Raw genomic sequence first — 19,928 nt, 5'->3', positions numbered from 1 at the left:
CGCCTTCTATGGTGGAGCAAAATGTGTGGGGCAAGCAGGAATTGTCAATGCGTTCCTTTTGCAGGTGGAAAAGCGCCGTGATTTCAGTGCGCTACCACAGATATTCAGGAACCGGACCAGCCAGATCAAGGGTTCGATCAACTTGCCAGCGACAGCAGACCTCCAGGCTGACGCTGGATTCGCCCATCAAGTTCAAGGTCGATCAGCGCCGGACCAAGCTCACCGGCTGAGACCGTGATATCCCGCAGCAATTGATCTTCAGCGATAGGTGAGGGACCGAGTCGCTCGAGGATCTGCACATGCAGGTCCCTTGCGGGGCGCGCGATCGGTGCAGAGTGAGGTTCGGGCGGTAGTGAAACCAAATCGTTTGTTCGGGGCAACGCTTCAATAACATCATCAGCGGATCGAACCAGCGTTGCGCCATCACGAATCAACAGATTGCAACCGGCGGCCCGCGCGTCGAACGGATGGCCGGGAACGGCCAGAACCTCGCGTCCCTGATCCAACGCGTCACGTGCTGTTATCAGACTCCCGGATTTGGCAGCGGCTTCAACGACGACAACGGCCTGTGCAAGCCCCGAAATGATCCGATTTCGGCGCGGAAAGTGACGGGCCTGGGGTGTTACACCCATCGGCTGCTCAGAAAGCCGCAAGCCTCTGGAGGCGATGTCGCGGGCCAGCTCCGTGTTTTCGGCGGGATAGATCACATCGACACCGCCTGCCATGACTGCCACCGTACCTGTCTCCAGTGCGGCCATATGTGCGGCCGTGTCGATACCGCGCGCCAGACCAGACACAACCACGTACCCCTTGCTGCCCAACTCCGAGGCCAAGCCACGCGCCGTCCGCGCGCCAAGCGAGGAACAGTTTCGCGCGCCGACCATCGCAATCGATGGTTTTTGCAGAAGCGAAACATCCCCGACTGCCCAAAGCAACGGGGGGGCATCGTTCAGATCATTCAGGGTCGTTGGAAAATCAGCGGACCCAAGGCACAAAAGCCGCGCTTTGGCGGCCCTTGCGGCCTTGAGTTCCGCCTCGATCACGCCGGGAGGGCAGGTTTCATACCCTGTTATACCGGCGGCGCGTGCCATTTCAGGCAGCGCGGCCAGCGCGTTCTGCGCTGAGCCATGTTCGCGCAGCAGCCGACGAAATGTCGCCGGACCGACCTTGCGAGAACGCAACAAGCGAAGCCACGAGAACCGGTCCTCTTCCGTGGTGGGTGGGAGTGGGGGGTGATTGGAAGAAAGCTTCTCTTCGGTCATCCGTTGCTCCGCCTTGTTACAGAACTGGTTTACGGGATAGGCGGTTAACAGCTTGTGAATCGTCGAAAATTAGATATATTTATTTTAATCTCGTCAGGCGATGCGACAATAAAATCTTGATATTAAACAATATAAAAGAAATACCACAGGAAGACGTGCTTTTTGTCACCAAACGCAAGTTTAATGATGAAAGAGGCGCAAGGTTAACCCTGCGCCTCTTTCTGCATCTTGGGTTCGACTCAGGCTGCAGAGCCGCCGACGGTCAGCCCGTCCATCAGGACGGTTGGCTGGCCAACGCCTACCGGCACCCATTGCCCATCCTTGCCGCAGGTTCCCATGCCGGGGTCCAGCGCCATATCGTTGCCGAGGCCGCGGATCCGTTTCAAGGCCGAAGGGCCGTCACCAATCAGCGTGGCCCCTTTGACCGGTGCACCGATTTTGCCGTTTTCGACGCGGTACGCCTCGGTGCATGAGAAAACGAACTTGCCGTTGGTAATGTCCACCTGACCTCCGCCGAAACCAACCGCCCAGATACCGTCCTTGATGTCAGCTACCAGAGCCTGCGGGTCGGCCTCGCCCCCCAGCATGATCGTATTGGTCATGCGCGGCATGGGTTTGTGCGCATAGCTTTGTCGCCGCCCGTTGCCAGTGGGCGCAACACCCATCAAGCGAGCGTTCTGGCGGTCCTGCATGTAGCCGGTCAGGATGCCGTCTTCGATCAGCACCGTGCGTGCGCTGGGCGTGCCCTCATCATCCACGCTGATCGAGCCGCGGCGATCAGCAATCGTACCGTCATCCACCACGGTCACACCTTTCGAGGCAATCTGCTGCCCCATCAATCCGGCAAAGGCCGAGCTGCCCTTGCGGTTGAAATCACCTTCCAGACCATGGCCTATTGCCTCGTGCAACAGGATGCCAGGCCAGCCGGGGCCAAGCGCGACTTCCATGACGCCGGCTGGCGCGGGAACGGCGTCCAGGTTGACCAGCGCAATGCGCAGCGCTTCGCGTGCCTTGGCCTGCCAGTCGGCGGGATCAATCAACCCGCTCAGGCCAACCCGACCGCCGCCACCGGCGGATCCGCTTTCGCGGCGGCCGTTCTGCTCGACAATCACCGAGACATTCACACGGGTCATGGGGCGCACATCGCGGACCATCACACCATCCGGACGCAGGATCTCGACCTCTTGCACAGCCGCCGCGATCGTGGCGCTGACCTGAACAACACGCGGGTCCAGATCGCGCGCGAAGGCGTCTATCTCACGCAGTGTCTCGATCTTGACCGGGAACGCGGCAGATTCAATTGGGTCTTCGTCCGTATAGAGACGCGTGTTGGTGGAGCGCGGAGCATCCGCCAAAACCCCGCCGCCATCCCCTACAGCCAGTCTTGCGGTTTCCGCCGCCCGTTTCAGGGCAGGAATGGAAACGTCAGTTGAATGCGCATATCCAGCCACTTCACCTTGTACGGCGCGCAGTCCGAACCCTTCCGACGCATCATAAGACGCGGTGCGCAGACGTCCGTCATCGAACACGAGGGACTCGGATTTTCGTCGCTCGACAAACAGCTCTCCATCCTCGGCGCCATCCGTTGCCGAGCGCAATATGGCAAGCGCTTCATCGTGCGGAAGAGCGCTTTCAAAGGGGCGAAACTGGGCGTCGGACATGGGTTGGGACCTTTCGGGTTTGATCCAGATCAAAAATAGCGTCTGTTTGACGCAAGCATTTTGCTTTATCTACCCGACGGAATATGGTTTTTAACGCGGCCAAAGACAACGGGAGAGGTGCGACCGATTCACACCTTTTCGCCAGGGACGCAAAGATCAAACGATCAGGACAGAACATGAAGAATGCTTTGATGCTTTCAGGGTTTATGACAGCCCTCTCCAGCCTTCCAGCCATGGCTCAGGAGCTTGAGATTATTGGCAAGCCGGTTGACGGCGGTATGGGTTTTCAACCCGCGGCCACCAGCCTTGCCACAGGAATTCAGCGTCTGGACGGCATGATTCTGGTGATTATCACCGCAATCTGCCTGTTGGTAGCCGGTCTGCTGGTTTACTGCATCGTGCGCTACAACGAACGTGTTAACCCCAAGCCGGCACGGTTTTCGCACTACACCCCGGTTGAGATTGCGTGGACCCTTGGCCCCATCCTGATTCTGGTCTTCATCGGTGCGTTTTCGCTGCCGGTTCTGTTCAAACAGCAGGAAATACCTGAAGGCGATATCACCATCAAAGTCGTCGGCAACCAGTGGTACTGGACCTATGAGTATGTCGATCACGATTTCGCGTTCGACAGCTACCTGCTGGGTCATCCCGCCACTCTGGATGAGGGCGCTCGCCCCGCTGACGCGGACGTGACCCCGTTTGTTCTGGATGACGCTATGCGCGCGAAGCTGGCAGATGCTGGTTACAGCGATGACGAATGGCTGTTGGCCACCGATACCGCCGTGGTCGTTCCGGTTGGCAAGGTTGTCGTGATGCAGGTTACCGCGTCTGACGTGATCCACTCCTGGACCATCCCGTCCTTCGGCGTGAAGCAGGATGGCGTGCCTGGACGTCTGGCAGAACTGTGGTTCGAGGCCGAGAAAGAAGGCATCTACTTTGGTCAGTGCTCGGAACTCTGCGGCAAAGACCACGCTTATATGCCGATCACCGTCAAAGTCGTCAGCCAGGAAGCTTATGACCAGTGGCTGCAAGGCGCGATCGAAGAATATGCAGGTCTGCCGCAAAACTATCAGGTTGCTTCGAACTGAGCACGCTGAGGGCGGGTTAAACCTGCCTGACACGAAATGCAGGCTGAGCGGGCTGACCGCACAGCTTTCGCCCCAAAAGGACCCGAGATGACCGACGCAAGCATCAATGCCAGCACAGCGACCGCCCACGCGGACGAGGCCAGCTTTGGCGATTACTTCGCCCTGCTCAAGCCGCGCGTGATGTCTCTGGTCGTGTTTACGGCGCTGGTCGGTCTGCTGGCGGCCCCGGTTCCGGTCCATCCCTTTGTCGGATTCTGCGCCATTCTGTTCATCGCCATAGGTGGCGGCGCATCCGGTGCGCTGAACATGTGGTGGGATGCGGATATCGACAAGGTCATGAAACGCACCAAAGGTCGCCCGATCCCCTCCGGCAAGGTGGAAGAGGGTGAGGCGATGGCCATCGGCCTGACCCTGTCGGGCCTGTCGGTGATTATGCTGGGCCTTGCGACCAACTGGTTCGCGGGAGCGTTCCTGGGCTTCACAATCTTTTTCTATGTCGCTGTCTACACGATGTGGCTGAAGCGCTCGACGCCGCAGAACATCGTGATCGGTGGTGCGGCTGGCGCTTTCCCTCCGGTGATCGGCTGGGTGGCTGCGACCGGATCCATGGCGGTTGAGCCGTGGCTGATGTTTGCCCTGACCTTCATGTGGACGCCGCCGCATTTCTGGGCACTGGCCCTGTTCATGCGCTCGGACTATGACGATGCGGGCGTGCCCATGCTGACCGTGACACACGGCCGCCGTGCGACGCGTGTACATATTCTGGTCTATACGGGGTTGCTGGCGATTCTGGCGGTAGGAACGGCGTTTTCTGGCATCGGCGGTCCCATCTACCTGACCGTGGCTCTGGTGTTGAACGCGTTGTTCCTGCGCGGCGCCTGGCAAATTTCGCGTCGGACCGAGGATGACTCGGAGGCCGACAACTTCAAGGTCGAACGCAGCTTTTTCAAACTTTCGCTGCTCTACCTCTTCCTGCATTTCGGCGCTATTCTGGCCGAAGCCTTGCTGAAGCCCTATGGTTTGGGAGGATGGTCATGAGCCTGCGCAAAAGCCATGAACTGCATCAGCGACGGTTCAGCCGCAATTTGGGCGTTGGACTGACGCTGGCTGCCTTTATCGTGATCATCTTTGGCCTGACCATCGTGAAGGTGTCGGGTACTGATTTCAACATGGCCACGCAAGAGGTTCAGAACTGATGGCGCTGTCTGGTCCTCAGAAAACTGTTGCCCAAACCGTGGGTGTGGTTGTCCTGATGGGCAGTCTGGCCTGGGCATCGGTACCGTTCTACGACTGGTTCTGCCGCGTTACCGGATTTGGCGGCACCACGGGTGTTGCCGAAGCCGCCCCCGAAGAAATTCTGGACCGCACTGTCACCATACGGTTTGACGCATCCAAGGCCAAAGACATGGCTTGGGAATTCAAGCCCGTCGTCCGCGAGATGGAAGTGCGCATCGGCGAGACCGGGCTGGCCTTCTATGAGGCCTATAATCCAACGGATCGTCCGATTGCAGGGCAGGCCTCATACAATGTGGCGCCCTATTCGGCAGGCGGGTACTTTCAAAAGATTGCCTGCTTCTGCTTTGAAGAGCAGGTACTGCAACCCGGCGAACGTGTAGAGATGCCGGTAACCTTCTTCGTCGATCCTGAAATGGTCGAAGATCTTGAAGCAAAGTATGTTCATACGATCACGCTGTCGTATACATTCTACGAAATTGACCTGCCAGAGGGCTATGCCGCCCTTGAAGCGCAGGCAGAAACAAACACGAACTAACGCCTGTAGGTGAGGGACGCTGATGGCACACGCTAAAAACCATGATTATCACATTCTGGCCCCGTCGATCTGGCCTCTGATCGGAGCTGTCGGCGGCTTTGTGATGTTGTTCGGAGCAGTGCTTTGGATGCACGGCGTGACGCCGTGGATGTTCTGGGCCGGTCTGGTCGCAGTTCTCTACACCATGTTCGCATGGTGGTCCGAAGTTGTTGTCGAGAGCCGCCAGGGGGATCACACTCCTGTCGTTCGCATCGGTCTGCGTTACGGTTTCATCCTGTTCGTCATGTCCGAGGTAATGTTCTTCTTCGCCTGGTTCTGGTCGTTCTTCAAACATCGCATGTACCCGATGTACGACTATGCCGGCACCGAATACATCCAGCCGGACATCCACGCGGTTGACCCGTTCCACCTGCCGCTGATCAACACTCTGGTCCTGTTGCTGTCAGGCTGTGCAATCACCTGGGCGCACCACGCGCTGGTGCATGACAATGACCGCAAGGCGCTGATCAACGGTCTGGCCATCGGTATCGTTCTGGGCATCGCCTTTACCGGGTTGCAGGCGTTCGAGTATTATGAGCTGCTGGCCCATGAAGGCTGGAAGTTTGGCGATGATCAGTTCTATTCGAACTTCTTCATGGCGACCGGCTTCCATGGCTTCCACGTCGTTATCGGAACCATCTTCCTGTCGGTCTGCCTGATCCGGGCCCTCAAGGGCGACTTCACACCTGAAAAGCATGTCGGGTTCGAGGCGGCGGCCTGGTACTGGCACTTCGTTGACGTTGTCTGGCTGTTCCTGTTTTTCGCGGTCTACATCTGGGGACAGGCCCCGCTGATGTAAGCCCGGTCAGCTGATTCAATTGCAAAAGCCGCCCCTTGGGGCGGCTTTTTCTCTATTACGGGCGCAAGATTGCGCCCCATACAATTGCGTGGTTGCAATTTGGCCCACACGCCCCTTAACAAGACGCCGGTTCCTGAAACGAGGTTTGACCCTGACATGCGCCGCATTCTGTTCCTGCTGATCTTCGGCCTTGCCGGTTTGGGCGCGCTGCTGTCGCTGGGCATCTGGCAGCTTCAGCGTCTGGCCTGGAAGCAGGAGGTGCTGGCCGAGATCGAAAGCCGAATCTCAGCCGCACCCATCGCCTTGCCTCGGCAGGTTTCAGAGGACACTGACAAATACCGTCCGGTAACGGTTGCGGGTGAGATGGAACCGGGCGAAATCCATGTTCTTGTTTCGGTCAAACAGGTCGGGGCAGGGTATCGGATCATCCAGTCGTTCAGCACCGAGGGCCGAACTATTCTGGTGGATCGGGGTTTTGTACCGACAACGGCCAAGCAGGCACCGCGTCTGACCGGCCCGATGGAGATCACTGGAAACCTGCACTGGCCGGATGAAGTCGACAGTTACACGCCTGAACCCGATATCGATGAAAATATCTGGTTTGCCCGCGACGTGCCAAATCTGGCCGCCGCTCTGGAGACCGAGCCGGTGCTGCTGATCGCGCGGTCTGAGACCGACCCGAACGTGACGCCTTTGCCGATAGATACGGCGGGTATTCCAAACGATCACCTGCAATATGCAATCACCTGGTTTGGCTTGGCTCTGGTCTGGGCTGTGATGACCGGTTATTTCCTGTGGCCCAATCGCGCCCCTTCTGAGAGAGAAGAGCAATGAAATACATCTCGACCCGTGGCCAAGCGCCAGAACTGACCTTTGAAGAGGCGATGCTGACCGGATTGGCCCGCGATGGTGGTTTGTATCTGCCCGCCGAGATCCCCGTGATGAGCCATGACGAGATCGCGGCGCTTGCTGGTCTGCCCTATGAAGAAATCGCATTCCGCGTGATGTGGCCTTATGTCAGCGGGTCCTTTGCCGAGGATGAGTTCAAGCAGATCATCGCCCGCGCCTATGAAGGCTTCGGCCACGATGCCCGCGCGCCGTTGAAGCAATTGAACGAGAATCATTTTCTGCTGGAACTGTTCCATGGGCCCACGCTGGCGTTCAAGGACTTTGCGATGCAGTTGATCGGCCAGCTGTTTCAGGTGGCACTGAAACGGCGTTCGGACCGCGTGACCATCGTCGGCGCGACCAGCGGTGACACCGGCTCGGCCGCGATCGAGGCATTCCGGGGGCTGGATTCTGTGGATGTGTTCATCCTGTTCCCGCATGGCCGCGTGTCCGAGGTGCAGCGTCGCCAGATGACGACGCCTGCGGACAGCAATGTTCATGCTCTTGCCGTGGACGGCGACTTCGACGATTGTCAGGCTGCGCTGAAGGACATGTTCAACGATTTCGACTTCCGCGACGGTGTCAAATTGGCCGGTGTGAACTCGATCAACTTCGCGCGGGTGCTGGCGCAGATCGTCTATTACTTCTCATCCGCCGTCAGCCTCGGTGCGCCGCACCGCAAGGTCAGCTTCACTGTGCCCACCGGAAATTTCGGCGACATCTTCGCGGGCTATCTGGCCAAGCGCATGGGGCTGCCCATCGACCGTCTGATCGTGGCGACCAACCAGAACGATATTCTGCATCGGTGTCTGTCGGGCGAGGGGTATTTCAAGGGCGACACCATCCCCTCGATCAGCCCGTCGATGGACATTCAGGTCAGCTCGAATTTCGAGCGCGCGTTGTATTACGCCTATGGCGAGGACGGTGGAGCCGTGGCGCAGTTGATGGATGAGCTCAAGTCCGGCGGCTTCAACGTCAGTCAGGGCGCGATGGAGGCGCTGCGCGAGAATTTCGACTCGGGCCGGGTGTCCGAGGACGAAACGCTGGCGACGATCAAGCATACGCTTGCCGACAGCGCGGAACTGGTCTGCCCGCATACTGCGGTCGGGATCAAGGTCGGTGAAGACCACCGTGCCACCGGCATCCCGATGATCACCTTGGCCACTGCGCACCCTGCAAAATTCCCGGCAGCGGTCGAGAAGGCAAGCGGCGCGCATCCGCCTCTTCCATCCCGCATGTCTGATCTGTATGAACGTCCGGAACGGGTGACCCGCATCGCCAACGATCTGGGTGCCCTCGAGGATCATATCAGAAGGCATATCGCTGAGTGACTGTCAGACAAGACCAACTGAAGAACGGATTTCGTATCGTCAGTGAACATATGCCGGGGTTGCAATCGGCGGCCATCGGCATCTGGGTGACCGCCGGTGGGCGGCATGAGCGGATCGAGCAGAACGGGATCGCCCATTTCCTTGAGCATATGGCTTTTAAGGGAACCAAGCGCCGTTCGGCTTTGCAAATCGCCGAGGCGATTGAGGACGTAGGCGGATATATCAACGCCTACACGTCGCGCGAGGTTACGGCTTATTACGCGCGTGTTCTCAAAGACGATGTGGCGCTGGCAGTGGATGTCATCGGTGACATCGTTCTGAACCCGGTGTTTGACCCGCGCGAGATCGAGGTCGAGCGTGGTGTGATCCTGCAGGAAATTGGTCAGGCCTACGACACGCCCGACGATGTGATCTTTGACTGGTTGCAGGAGCAGAGCTATCACGACCAACCCTTGGGCCGCACCATTCTCGGCCCGACCGAGCGGGTCAGTGCGTTTTCACGAGAAGACCTCTCTGGCTTCGTAGCCGAGCATTATGGTCCCGATCAAATGATCCTGTCCGCGGCAGGCGCGGTGGATCACGATCAGCTTATGAAAATAGCCGAAGAGATGTTTGGTCATCTGCAACCACGAACCGGGCTTATCGCCGAGCTTGCGCGCTTTACCGGTGGTGAGGCACGGCAGGAGAAAGAGCTGGAGCAGGCCCATTTCGCACTTGCACTGGAAAGCCCGGGCTATCGTGACGATGCGATCTATACGGCACAGGTATACTCGACGGCTCTGGGTGGGGGCATGTCTTCGCGCTTGTTCCAGGAAGTGCGCGAGACCCGCGGGTTGTGCTATACGATATTTGCTCAAACCGGTGCTTATGCAGACACAGGGACGACCACGATCTATGCAGGTACTTCTGCCGATCAGGTTGCAGAACTGGCCACGATAACCATCGACGAGATGAAGCGCGCCGCCGACGATATGAGTGCCGAGGAAGTGGCACGTGCCCGGGCGCAGATGAAGGCCGGGATGTTGATGGGGCTTGAAAGCCCGTCGAACCGGGCCGAACGATTGGCGCGGCTTGTGCAGATCTGGGGGCGGGTGCCTCCATTGGAAGATACCGTTGGCAGGATCGACGCCGTAGGAATCGAGGATGTGCGCGCCTTCGCTGAGACAATGGCCCTGCAAGCACCGGCGGCGCTGGCGCTGTACGGTCCGGTGTCAGCCGCGCCGACACTGGCTGAATTGCAGGAGAGGCGGGCGGCGTGATGCTGTTGGGCAGACGCAAGCTGAAACTCGAGACCGCGCGGCTCAGCTTGCGCCCGCCTGTACATTCCGACTTCAACGATTGGGCCGCGTTGCGGCGGGCCTCGAAAGACTATCTGACACCATGGGAGCCGATCTGGGCCAAGGATCACCTGAGCCGCAAGTCCTTCACCAACCGTGTGTACTGGGCACAACGTTCGGTAGCGGCCGGGACGGCCATTCCGCTTTTTTTGTTTCGCCGCGAGGATGACGTGTTGGTTGGGGCCATCACGCTGGACAACATTCGGCGCGGTCCCGCGCAGGCGGGCACATTGGGGTACTGGACCGGTCAGGCCTTTGCCCGACAGGGGTATATGCGTGAAGCAATTGGCGCGATGGTTCACCATGCCTTTACCCGATTGGACCTGAGCCGGATTGAAGCCGCTTGCCTGCCGGAAAACCGGGCGTCGCGCGGATTGCTGGAAAGCTCGGCCTTCAAGTACGAGGGCGTGGCGCAGTCGTATTTGCAAATCAACGGCCGGTGGCGGACGCATGTTCTGTATGCCAGCCTGCGGTCTGACCGGCGCGGAAAAACCGACGCGGGATAGGGTGGGGGCGCTGCCCCTTCGCGGCAAGCCGCGCCTCCCCCGGGATATTTGGGGCCAGATGAACAAGGGGCATGACTTGTGGGCGTTCTGCGCTACACTTCGGAATATGCGCTGGTTGATTGCGGCATTTATGGTGTTTTCGGGCGGGGCCGTTGCGCAGGAGCGTCGGCCAAGCCACTGTATTGCCATTGCTGATGCGGCACCCGGACTTGAGTATCTGCACAAGGCAGCGTGGCAGGATCCTGTGCCAGTGTTCTCGGTGCGGATCAGCTATATCGCGCATGCCTCTTTCATGATCCAGACCCGCGGCGGGCTGAATGCGGTGACTGACTTTACCGGGTTTATCGGCAGCGCAGATTTGATCCCAGACGTAGTGACGATGAACCATGCCCACGGCACGCATTGGACGGCACATCCCGATCCGGCCATTCCGCATGTTCTTCCGGGGTGGGGAGAGTTCGGGAAAGGTATCGAGCATCATCTGGATCTGGACGAGATGCTGGTACGCAATGTCTCGACCGACATCCGGTCTGTTTATGGTGGAGTCGAAGAACGCGGCAATTCGATTTTTGTGTTCGAGGTTGAGGGGTTGTGCATAGGTCATCTGGGGCATTTGCATCACGTGCCGTCGGATGAACAGTTCGCTGCGCTGGGCCGGTTGGATGTGGTCATGGCTGCTGTTGATGGCGGGACCACCATGCCTCTGCCCGAGATGATTGCGATTCTGAAACGGCTGAAAAGTTCAGTCATCATTCCGATGCACTGGTTCTCGCAGTTCTCGCTGGATCGCTTCCTGGTGGATATCAGGGATACATTTCCGGTTGAGCGCGACGGGGTGTCGGAAATTACCGTCTCGCTGCGGGACCTTCCGGACCGCCCCACGGTTGTGGTGCTTGAGCCGCGCTATCTGATTGATCTTGAATAAGGCTTGCGGCAACCGCATCGCTTGGGCATTGAAGGCGTATGAATTTGAACCCCGCTGATGACCGTTTTGCTGCATTGATCCGTTCGAAACTGGGCGACAGGGTGATGCGCCCCGTGGAAGAACGGTACCTGGAAGAACCGCGCGGGCGGTTTGCCGGACAGATCGGTCTGCTGGCCTTGCCCCGCAACACCGAAGAGGTGGCGGTGCTGGTAGAGTTGGCTGCGCAAGCGCGGGTCCCGATCGTTCCTTATGGCGGCGGCACCGGTCTGGTTGGCGGGCAAGTGATGTCAGAGGGTCCGGCACCATTGCTGATCTCGTTGGAACGGATGACCGCCATCCGGTCTGTCTTCCCGACCGAGAACATTCTGGTTGCCGAAGCCGGAGCCATTCTTCAAGACGTTCAGGCCGCAGCCGAGGCGGTAAACCGGTTGTTTCCTCTGTCGTTGGCGGCACAGGGATCCTGCCGGATCGGGGGCAACCTGTCGACCAATGCAGGGGGCGTCAACGTTTTGCGGTATGGCAACGCGCGCGACCTGTGCCTGGGGCTTGAGGCGGTGTTGCCCAGTGGCGAGATCTGGCACGGCCTCAGCCGGCTGAGAAAGGACAATACCGGCTATGACCTGCGCAATCTGCTGATCGGGGCCGAGGGGACGCTGGGGATCATTACTGCCGCATCGCTCAAGCTGTTCCCCCGCCCGGCCGCCGTTGGGACAGCGGTGTTTCAGGTGGCTTCTCCCGAAGCGGCGATCGACCTGCTGGCTTTGGCCCGGGACAAGGTGGGTGAGGCGGTCAGCACGTTTGAGTTGATCCACCGGCAAGGGCTTGATTTTCTGGCCGAGGTTCTGCCGGATGTCCGTCAACCGTTCCGCTCGCCGCCAGAGTGGAGCGTATTGATTGAGCTGGGTCTGGCTGACAGGCAGTCACCATTTGACGCGCTGGAGGAACTCTTCGTTCGCGCTGAAGAACTCGGTCAGGCTCAGGACGGAGTAATCGCCCAAAGTGAAGCGCAGCGGGCCGATTTGTGGGCGGTGCGCGAACGCATCCCCGAAGCCAATCGTCTGATCGGGTCGGTGTCGAGCCATGATATTTCCATCCCGATTTCCAGAATTCCCGACTTCATTTGCGAAGGCAGAGAATTGATTGCGGGTCTAGGGCCTTTCCGGATCAATTGCTTTGGCCATCTTGGTGACGGCAATCTGCATTACAATGTGTTCCCGCCCAAAGGGCAGAGCCGATCGGATTTTGAGGGCCAAAGAGACGCGATCAAGCGGGCCGTACATGATCTGGTTGACGCCTTTGACGGATCGGTCAGTGCTGAACATGGGGTGGGGCGCCTCAAGACCGGCGATCTGGAACGCTATGGCGATCCGGCCAAGCTGGGCGCGATGCGGGCCATCAAAACGGCATTGGATCCGCAGGGCATCATGAACCCTGGCGCGGTCCTGAAAGGGTGAACACGGCCCGAGCGTCGGACCGTGTCCGGTTGTTTCTTACGAGGCAGGCAGGATCACCTTGTCGATCACATGGATCACTCCGTTCTTGGTTTCGATGTCGGCCTGAACCACGTTGGCGTCATTCACCATCACACCCGAATCCAAATCGATTGTGATATCGCCGCCTTGTACGGTTGCAGCCGTCATGTCATCGCTCAGATCACCTGACATCACTTTGCCCGGCACGACATGGTAGGTCAGAATGGCTACCAGCTGATCCTTGTTTTCGGGCTTCAGCAAGTTTTCGACGGTGCCTTCGGGCAAAGCCGCGAATGCGTCATCGGTGGGGGCAAACACGGTGAACGGGCCTTCGCTTTTAAGTGTGTCCACCAGTTCGGCGGCCTGAACTGCCGCGACGAGTGTTTCAAAGCTGCCAGCGGCGACGGCTGTGTCAACAATGTCCTTGCCGTGACCATCGGCGAATGCAGCAGTGCTAAACAGGATCGAGGCGACACCGGCGGCGGCGAATTTGCGGAACATGAGCTAAACTCCCTAGATTGAAATGCTTCAAGCAGCATCACCCAAGGTACGGGGCAACCTGACCACAAGATCACTTGTATTGATCCGTTTTGCGCCTTGATCGGCGCAAAAACCGCGCTAAGCCTGCCCGGTTTTCAGTTTCCAGTCACGTTTTTGTGAAAAACTCCTGGTCAGAGTCCTTCGAATTCGCACAGGACATGCACGTCCATGCCCATCTCCTCCAGCACTTTACTGCCGCCAAGCTCGGGCAGGTCTATGATGAAGGCGCACGAGACGATTTCGCCCCCAAGCCGTTCGATCAGCTTGATACCTGCCGCTGCGGTTCCGCCCGTGGCCAGCAGATCGTCGACCACCAGAATTTTTTCACCGGGTTGGATGGCATCGTCATGGATCTCGACGATCGCCTCTCCGTATTCCAACTTGTAATCCTGGCTGATTGTTGTGCCGGGCAGTTTGCCCTTCTTGCGGATCGGGACAAAACCGACGCTCAACTGATGTGCGATCGCACCGCCCAGAATAAAGCCGCGTGCTTCAAGCCCAACCACTTTGTCGATCCGCTCACCTGCATAGGGGTGCAGCATCTGGTCAATCGCCATCCGAAACCCGCGGGGGTCGGCAAACAGGGTTGTCACATCGCGAAACATGATCCCTTCGTGAGGGAAATCGACGATGGTTCGGATATAATCTTTGACAGATTTGTTTCTGGACATGGACCAACCTTTTAGCGTCAAACAGCAATTTTGTGTTTGGCCCAAGAGGATTGACCATGCAAGGAACAATTCCTTGGCAGGATTGGCGTCAATGTGAGGTTGCAGCTTTGAGCAGGCCAAAAAATCGGCGTAACCTGGGCCGTCACCACGATAGGTGCCTGACCCATTTATATTGTTGCTGCCGGCTCGACCAAATATCCCCAGCGCCCGGATTGCCGGGGGGACAGTGATCAATCTGTTTGGGTTGCAATCCGATGGGCCTTGGCTCCGGGTGCGGTTTGATTCAATTGCCTTGCTCCGGCGAAAAAACTGCCTGTACGGCATGAAGCTTCATTGCCAATTTCCAATCATTATTGTTATGTGCCTGATAACGACAACAACTATGCTATGTATACACAAAGTATCGCCTATAGCAGCAAAGCTTCGTTAGGAAAATGCGCGTGGCCGGGAAGGATGGCAAAGGATCGACCAAGAAAAACAGTCAGTTGGTCTTACGCCTCGACAGGGACGAACGTGACTCGTTTGTCGAGCTTTGCAAAGAACTGGACACGTCGGCCGCGCGCGAAATCCGCAGATTTATTCGTGGATTCATGAAAGAACACGCCGAAGACTGATGCGGTGTCAGGCCGGCCGGCGCAGGACCGCCGTGGCCATACCCATCCCGATCAAGGTCAAACCGCCAAACCGTGTCATTGCCGTAATGACGCTGGCGCGCCCGATCAGCCGCCGCAACCTGTCTGCCAAAAGGGCGTAGGCCAACGCGTTCAACCAGGCCAGCCCGACGAATGTGGCAATCAGGATGACGAACTGAGGTCCAAGCGGTTCAGCAGGGCGTATGAACTGCGGCACAAAGGCAATGAAGAAGGCGATGGATTTCGGGTTCAGGGCAGTGACGGCCGCTGCGTGGCCGAACACGCTGCGTGCGGTGACATCCCGCCCGGTGTCGACCGTGCTCAATCCACCGGCTGGTGCGCTGCGCAACAGTTTGACCCCAAGCCAGACCAGATAGGCCGCGCCCACCCATTTGAGAACAGAAAACAGCGTGGCCGAAGCCAGAACAAGTGCGCCCAGTCCCAACAAGGATGCGGTCATGGCCACAAGATCGCCCACTGCAACCCCCGTGGCCGAGGCAACGGCGACACTGCGCCCTTTGGATAAGGCGTAACTCAGTACCAACAGCACGGTAGGCCCCGGAATAAGCAGCAGGGCGGTGGATGCGGCAACAAAGGCCAGCCAGAGATCGAGTTGCATCGTCAAATTCCTGATCAGATCGCCCGAGAACGAGAGAATCAGTCCCGGGGATCAAGCTGCTTGAGCCGGGAGATTGTTCTGTAAGCCAGCTCCCATTTCCCGTGAATCACAAATTTAGTCAATCGCTTATTCGTGTTATGGGGGTTTCGGGACAAAATATTCAATTTGTGCTATAATTACGCCGTTTTTTTATTGTCATTTAATAAGGAGGTTCGTCATGAAACTTGTCGTTTCAATTTTTTTGTTGAGCGTATTGCTGATGCCGACTGCCACCGCTGCCTGCCCGGACGGGTATTTCAACTGCGGCGGGTCGCTATGCTGCCCTAAACCTCAAAACTAGTTCGGAGAGCTTGGGATGTCTGTTATCAGTTTACGCAACGCTGTCATTGTTGCTGGCGCACTGGCAATCATGGGCGCTGGTAAAACGCTTGTTTTGAATGCGAATGAACTGGATTTACAATACCAGAAACTTGTTGTTCCGAAGGGTTCACTACATGCGCCTGTGCTTGGTGCGGCTTATGCCTTGGATCATTCGACCGGAAAATTTAGACCCACAAAGATCTGTAATTTGTTTGTTGGGGGAAACGAATCTGGCCCGGAAGATGTTTCCTTCACCAGCCTTAGCCTTGTGGCAATCGGCTGGAACGGTGCCATGGATGCCGTAACCGACTACGTCGGTGACAAAATCGTAAAATCCATGAAGTTCTCGGATGAGAGCGCCAAGTGGGAATTCCAAAAAAGGTTCTGGAGTGCCCACGAGGGTATGTCATTCAGAAGCACCTGCAGGTCTCTTGTTGAGGAAACCGCTGCGAACCCCAACTACTCTGTTTTTCTTGTAGAAACCATCTTCTTTGATCCGGTTTCGGACGAAAAACAGGTTATGGTTCAAATGTCTCAGACTTCGGTAGTATTTGATGGTTGCGAAGATGCATGTCCAAAACCTGTCTCGCTTCAATCCGTGCTGAAAGTCGGCTGGCTAGCTCGTTCAAAGGGCGATTGGGGCATCGTTCGCATTCATTGAGGTCATTGAGACCCTGACCGATTATCTCAAGTCGGTCTTATAGAATTCGCCCGGCCACAGCGTCCAGCTTGGCCAGCAGCGCCGCATCGCGACTATCGGGGGCCGTAAGGATCGCATACTCCAGCGCCCGATCGCAGCCATGCGGGCAGGGTGCGCGCTCGGAACCCAGTAGGGCGGGCAATCCCTTGACCAGTGCGCGGCCTTTTTCGGCATTGCCGGTCAGGGTGGCGATGATCGTGGACACGTCCACCTCGCCATGGTCCGGGTGCCAGCTGTCATAGTCGGTGACCATCGCGATCGACGCGTAACACAGCTCGGCCTCTCGGGCGAGTTTCGCCTCGGGCATGTTGGTCATGCCGATCACGTCACAGCCCCATTGCTCGCGATACATTCTGGATTCTGCAAGGCTGGAAAACTGAGGGCCCTCCATCGCCAGATAGGTGCCGCCCCGGTGGATTGTGATGCCGGCGGCCTTACCCGCTGTCTCGCATGCGTCCGACAGGCGTGGGCAGGTGGGATGGGCAACGCTGACATGGGCAACGCACCCAGTTCCGAAGAAGCTCTTTTCCCGCGCAAAAGTGCGATCGATGAACTGATCGACAATCACGAAGTCACCCGGTGCCATATTTTCGCGGAACGATCCGCAGGCCGAAACCGAGATCACGTCCGTCACGCCCAATCGTTTCAGCGCGTCGATATTGGCGCGATAGGGTACATCTGTCGGCGAATGCACATGGCCGCGCCCATGACGCGGCAGAAAGGCCATTTCGATACCGTCCAGCGATCCGGTCAGGATCTGGTCTGACGGCGTTCCCCATGGGGTCTCAACCTCTACCCACTCCGGGTTCTCCAGCCCATCGATGTCATAGATGCCTGATCCGCCGATGACGGCTATCCTGGTTTGGGTCACTGTCCTGCTCCGCCTGAATACCTGATGTTGAATTTGTGCGGGTTCAGCCCGGATTTGACAAGAGGCCTATTCCTGTACCGCCAACAGGTTGCGCTGTCGTGATTGCCCGGTGAAATCGGCCCAGGCTATGCCAAACGCGCCCAGAGACCAGGTCAGATCCTGTGACTGCCCGTGTCGGTCTCGGAACACGAAGCGGAACGCATCTCCGGTCAGCATGGCGTCCAGCACGTCCTTGGCGCGTTGATCTTCGAAGGTACAGCCAAGCCCGGTCAAGCATCCGGGGCGCCGGGTGCGCCATATGGTTTCTTCGCCTTGGTCGATGCGAAATCCGGATGGGGTGAACAAAGTACCCGGCTCTATCCCGAATTCAACTTTGAAACCTTCCGGTTCCGGCGTAACGAAAACGAACTGTGCCGCGAATTTTGGCCGAAGGGAAAACACTTCTGCCCGTCGGATGTAGCACCGCTGCCGCAACGCACCGTTTTCTTCGCGCTCGTCACAGATCGAATTCCAGATGCCGAAAATCTCGTGATGCGTCACCCGCCAGTTTCCTGCCGTGTCATGGCCATTCAAATCCTGCGCGAGGGCGGGAAGGGCTGAGAAGAGAAAGAGGATGATCCAACGCATGATCTGACATGTGGTGGCTTCTTCGTGGTCCCGCAAATCAACTTGCCGCGAGCCCAAGATATGCATTATACGCATGGCTGCATCCCGCGTAGTGCAGTAGCTCAATGCCAGCGCGCCAGCTACAACAACGCCTTCGCGCGAACATATAACCCCATAGGACTGTCTGATGCCCCGAGCCTTGCTGGCAAGCTTTGCCAATCGCCTCGCTATTCCCGATCTGCGCTGGGTGCCAGATGAGGGACTGACCTTCTCACGCCTGCGGATTGAGCTGCTGTCCGGTCTGACGGTTGCCCTTGCACTGGTGCCCGAGGCGGTGGCCTTTGCCTTTGTGGCGGGCGTGCACCCGTTGGTCGGACTCTACGCCGCGTTTTTGGTGGGGCTGATTACGGCACTGATCGGTGGGCGACCGGGCATGATCTCGGGCGCGACCGGCGCGCTTGCGGTTGTCATGGTGGCACTGGTGGCCGAACATGGGGTCGAATACCTGTTCGCGACCGTTGTTCTTATGGGAATCCTTCAGGTCATTGCCGGGGCCATGCACTGGGGGCGTTTCATTCGATTGGTGCCGCATCCGGTCATGCTGGGCTTTGTGAACGGTCTGGCCATCGTGATCTTTCTGGCCCAGATGGGACAGTTCAAAGTGCCCGGAACCATGGAAAACACCGGTCATGGATTGAGCGGCGGCGAATGGTTGTCCGGGATACAGCTTTACACCATGCTGGGTCTTGTCGGGCTGACCATGGCAGTGATCTGGATCATGCCGCGTATCACGCGCATCATCCCAGCGCCTCTGGCCGGTATTCTGGTTGTCGCGGCAATCGTGATCGGGTTTGGCCTTGATGTGCCGCGCGTCGGCGATCTGGCATCGATCGAAGGCGGTCTGCCTGCGTTCCATGTTCCAATGGTTCCTTTGAACTGGGAAACCTTTGAGATCATTCTGCCTTATGCGGTCATTCTGGCCGCCATTGGCCTGATCGAATCCCTGCTGACTCTGAACCTTGTGGGTGAGATCACAGGCAAGCGCGGTGGGGCATCTCAGGAATGTATCGCGCAGGGCGCGTCGAATATCGTGACCGGGTTTTTCGGCGGCATGGGCGGTTGCGCGATGATTGGCCAGTCGATGATCAACGTGAAATCCGGCGGGCGTACACGTATAGCCGGTATCGCGGCAGCGCTATTCCTGCTGACCTTCATCCTTTTCGCATCACCCCTGATCGAGCAAATTCCGCTGGCCGCGCTGGTCGGTGTGATGTTCATGGTGGTGATCGGCACCTTTGCGTGGAACTCATTCAAGATCCTGCGCAAAGTGCCAATGACCGATGCCTTCGTCATCGTTCTGGTCACCGTCGTAACGGTGATGGAGGACTTGGCCGTTGCTGTCGTGGTTGGCGTCATTGTCTCGGCCCTGGCCTATGCATGGAACAATGCCAAGCGCATTCATGCGGTCACCCGTGAATCCGAGACCGAACAAGGCGCGAAAGTGTATGAAATTCAGGGACCACTGTTCTTTGGGTCCTCTGAGGGCTTTATCGAACTGTTCGAAGTACAGAACGATCCTGAAACCGTTATCATCGATTTTGCCGAAAGCCGCGTGGTGGATCAGTCCGCCCTGCAAGCCATCGAGAATATCGCAGGAAAATACGAGGCAGCAGGCAAACGAGTCATGCTTCGCCACCTGAGCCGCGATTGTCACAAACTGCTGAACAAAGCCGGACACCTTATGGTCGACAGTGATGATGACCCGGACTACGAGTTGGCGGTAGATTACTCTGTCCGCACCGGTATACTGGGCGGGCACTGACTTCGAAAGGCGGCCAATCAGGCCGCCT

At 57.9% G+C, this 19,928-nt stretch carries 21 protein-coding genes; 14 read left to right on the top strand and 7 right to left on the bottom strand.

What is annotated here, in order from left to right; translation table 11 throughout:
- Positions 1–137: 137 nt before the first annotated feature.
- Both dprA and tldD read right to left on the bottom strand, forming a co-directional pair.
- A complete protein-coding gene (gene dprA / locus AC2FJB_RS07160; RefSeq protein ID WP_496717732.1) occupies positions 138–1,262 on the bottom strand; it encodes a DNA-processing protein DprA in 1,125 nt (374 codons plus the stop codon).
- Positions 1,263–1,501: 239 nt separating this feature from the next.
- Complete coding sequence (gene tldD / locus AC2FJB_RS07155) at positions 1,502–2,923, bottom strand: metalloprotease TldD (RefSeq protein WP_117869708.1); 1,422 nt, start codon at positions 2,921–2,923, stop codon at positions 1,502–1,504.
- Between the two features lie 176 nt (positions 2,924–3,099).
- Between tldD and coxB the strand changes: the two genes are divergently transcribed.
- The 11 genes from coxB to AC2FJB_RS07100 all read left to right on the top strand — a co-directional run bounded on the left by coxB (position 3,100) and on the right by AC2FJB_RS07100 (position 13,061).
- Positions 3,100–4,011: a cytochrome c oxidase subunit II gene (gene coxB, locus AC2FJB_RS07150; protein WP_496717729.1), complete on the top strand. Its 912-nt coding sequence runs from the start codon at positions 3,100–3,102 to the stop codon at positions 4,009–4,011.
- An 87-nt stretch (positions 4,012–4,098) separates the two neighbouring features.
- Entirely contained in the window at positions 4,099–5,049 is a 951-nt protein-coding gene (cyoE, locus tag AC2FJB_RS07145; RefSeq protein WP_299898605.1) for a heme o synthase, read from the top strand.
- Positions 5,046–5,207, top strand: a complete 162-nt coding sequence (locus tag AC2FJB_RS07140; RefSeq protein ID WP_162896804.1) for a cytochrome c oxidase system small membrane protein — start codon at positions 5,046–5,048, stop codon at positions 5,205–5,207. The genes cyoE and AC2FJB_RS07140 overlap by 4 nt, the downstream gene beginning before the upstream one ends.
- The gene (locus tag AC2FJB_RS07135) at positions 5,207–5,782 is read left to right on the top strand and encodes a cytochrome c oxidase assembly protein (protein WP_117869707.1); all 576 of its coding nucleotides are present in this window, start codon (positions 5,207–5,209) and stop codon (positions 5,780–5,782) included. Before AC2FJB_RS07140 ends, AC2FJB_RS07135 begins: the two co-directional genes overlap by 1 nt.
- Positions 5,783–5,804: 22 nt before the next feature.
- Entirely contained in the window at positions 5,805–6,620 is an 816-nt protein-coding gene (locus tag AC2FJB_RS07130; protein WP_117869706.1) for a cytochrome c oxidase subunit 3, read from the top strand.
- 156 nt (positions 6,621–6,776) lie between these two features.
- On the top strand, positions 6,777–7,454 hold the full coding sequence (locus AC2FJB_RS07125; RefSeq protein ID WP_496717727.1) for an SURF1 family protein: 678 nt from the start codon (positions 6,777–6,779) through the stop codon (positions 7,452–7,454).
- The gene (gene thrC / locus AC2FJB_RS07120; RefSeq protein WP_496717726.1) at positions 7,451–8,839 is read left to right on the top strand and encodes a threonine synthase; all 1,389 of its coding nucleotides are present in this window, start codon (positions 7,451–7,453) and stop codon (positions 8,837–8,839) included. Before AC2FJB_RS07125 ends, thrC begins: the two co-directional genes overlap by 4 nt.
- Entirely contained in the window at positions 8,836–10,098 is a 1,263-nt protein-coding gene (locus tag AC2FJB_RS07115) for a M16 family metallopeptidase (RefSeq protein ID WP_496717725.1), read from the top strand. Before thrC ends, AC2FJB_RS07115 begins: the two co-directional genes overlap by 4 nt.
- Positions 10,098–10,682, top strand: a complete 585-nt coding sequence (locus AC2FJB_RS07110; RefSeq protein ID WP_117869702.1) for a GNAT family N-acetyltransferase — start codon at positions 10,098–10,100, stop codon at positions 10,680–10,682. The genes AC2FJB_RS07115 and AC2FJB_RS07110 overlap by 1 nt, the downstream gene beginning before the upstream one ends.
- A 106-nt stretch (positions 10,683–10,788) precedes the next feature.
- Positions 10,789–11,607, top strand: coding sequence for an MBL fold metallo-hydrolase (locus AC2FJB_RS07105; RefSeq protein WP_496717828.1), 819 nt, complete (start codon positions 10,789–10,791; stop codon positions 11,605–11,607).
- A gap of 38 nt (positions 11,608–11,645) precedes the next feature.
- Entirely contained in the window at positions 11,646–13,061 is a 1,416-nt protein-coding gene (locus AC2FJB_RS07100) for an FAD-binding oxidoreductase (protein WP_496717723.1), read from the top strand.
- A gap of 36 nt (positions 13,062–13,097) precedes the next feature.
- On the opposite strand, the gene AC2FJB_RS07095 is transcribed toward AC2FJB_RS07100, so the two are convergent.
- Complete coding sequence (locus AC2FJB_RS07095) at positions 13,098–13,580, bottom strand: fasciclin domain-containing protein (RefSeq protein WP_496717722.1); 483 nt, start codon at positions 13,578–13,580, stop codon at positions 13,098–13,100.
- 170 nt (positions 13,581–13,750) lie between these two features.
- Complete coding sequence (locus tag AC2FJB_RS07090; protein ID WP_152457268.1) at positions 13,751–14,290, bottom strand: adenine phosphoribosyltransferase; 540 nt, start codon at positions 14,288–14,290, stop codon at positions 13,751–13,753.
- Positions 14,291–14,730: 440 nt separating this feature from the next.
- On the opposite strand from AC2FJB_RS07090, the gene AC2FJB_RS07085 reads away from it, so the two are divergent.
- Positions 14,731–14,904 (top strand): hypothetical protein, encoded by a 174-nt coding sequence (locus AC2FJB_RS07085; protein WP_496684031.1) that lies wholly within the window; start codon positions 14,731–14,733, stop codon positions 14,902–14,904.
- Between the two features lie 7 nt (positions 14,905–14,911).
- On the opposite strand, the gene AC2FJB_RS07080 is transcribed toward AC2FJB_RS07085, so the two are convergent.
- Positions 14,912–15,541: a LysE family translocator gene (locus tag AC2FJB_RS07080; RefSeq protein WP_496717721.1), complete on the bottom strand. Its 630-nt coding sequence runs from the start codon at positions 15,539–15,541 to the stop codon at positions 14,912–14,914.
- 355 nt (positions 15,542–15,896) lie between these two features.
- On the opposite strand from AC2FJB_RS07080, the gene AC2FJB_RS07075 reads away from it, so the two are divergent.
- Positions 15,897–16,562 carry a hypothetical protein gene (locus AC2FJB_RS07075; protein ID WP_117869696.1) on the top strand — a complete coding sequence of 222 codons (666 nt, stop codon included), beginning with the start codon at positions 15,897–15,899 and terminating at the stop codon, positions 16,560–16,562.
- Between the two features lie 37 nt (positions 16,563–16,599).
- On the opposite strand, the gene AC2FJB_RS07070 is transcribed toward AC2FJB_RS07075, so the two are convergent.
- Together AC2FJB_RS07070 and AC2FJB_RS07065 are read right to left on the bottom strand one after the other, a co-directional pair.
- Positions 16,600–17,472: an S-methyl-5'-thioadenosine phosphorylase gene (locus AC2FJB_RS07070; RefSeq protein ID WP_496717719.1), complete on the bottom strand. Its 873-nt coding sequence runs from the start codon at positions 17,470–17,472 to the stop codon at positions 16,600–16,602.
- A gap of 66 nt (positions 17,473–17,538) precedes the next feature.
- Positions 17,539–18,174: a hypothetical protein gene (locus tag AC2FJB_RS07065; RefSeq protein WP_496717717.1), complete on the bottom strand. Its 636-nt coding sequence runs from the start codon at positions 18,172–18,174 to the stop codon at positions 17,539–17,541.
- Positions 18,175–18,265: 91 nt separating this feature from the next.
- Here AC2FJB_RS07065 and AC2FJB_RS07060 point away from each other — a divergent pair, with 91 nt between their 5' ends.
- Complete coding sequence (locus AC2FJB_RS07060) at positions 18,266–19,900, top strand: SulP family inorganic anion transporter (RefSeq protein ID WP_117869694.1); 1,635 nt, start codon at positions 18,266–18,268, stop codon at positions 19,898–19,900.
- Positions 19,901–19,928 lie beyond the last annotated feature (28 nt).

This window comes from Ruegeria sp. CDSC085 (genome assembly GCF_059610465.1).
This window is presented reverse-complemented; position numbering and strand designations above follow the sequence as displayed.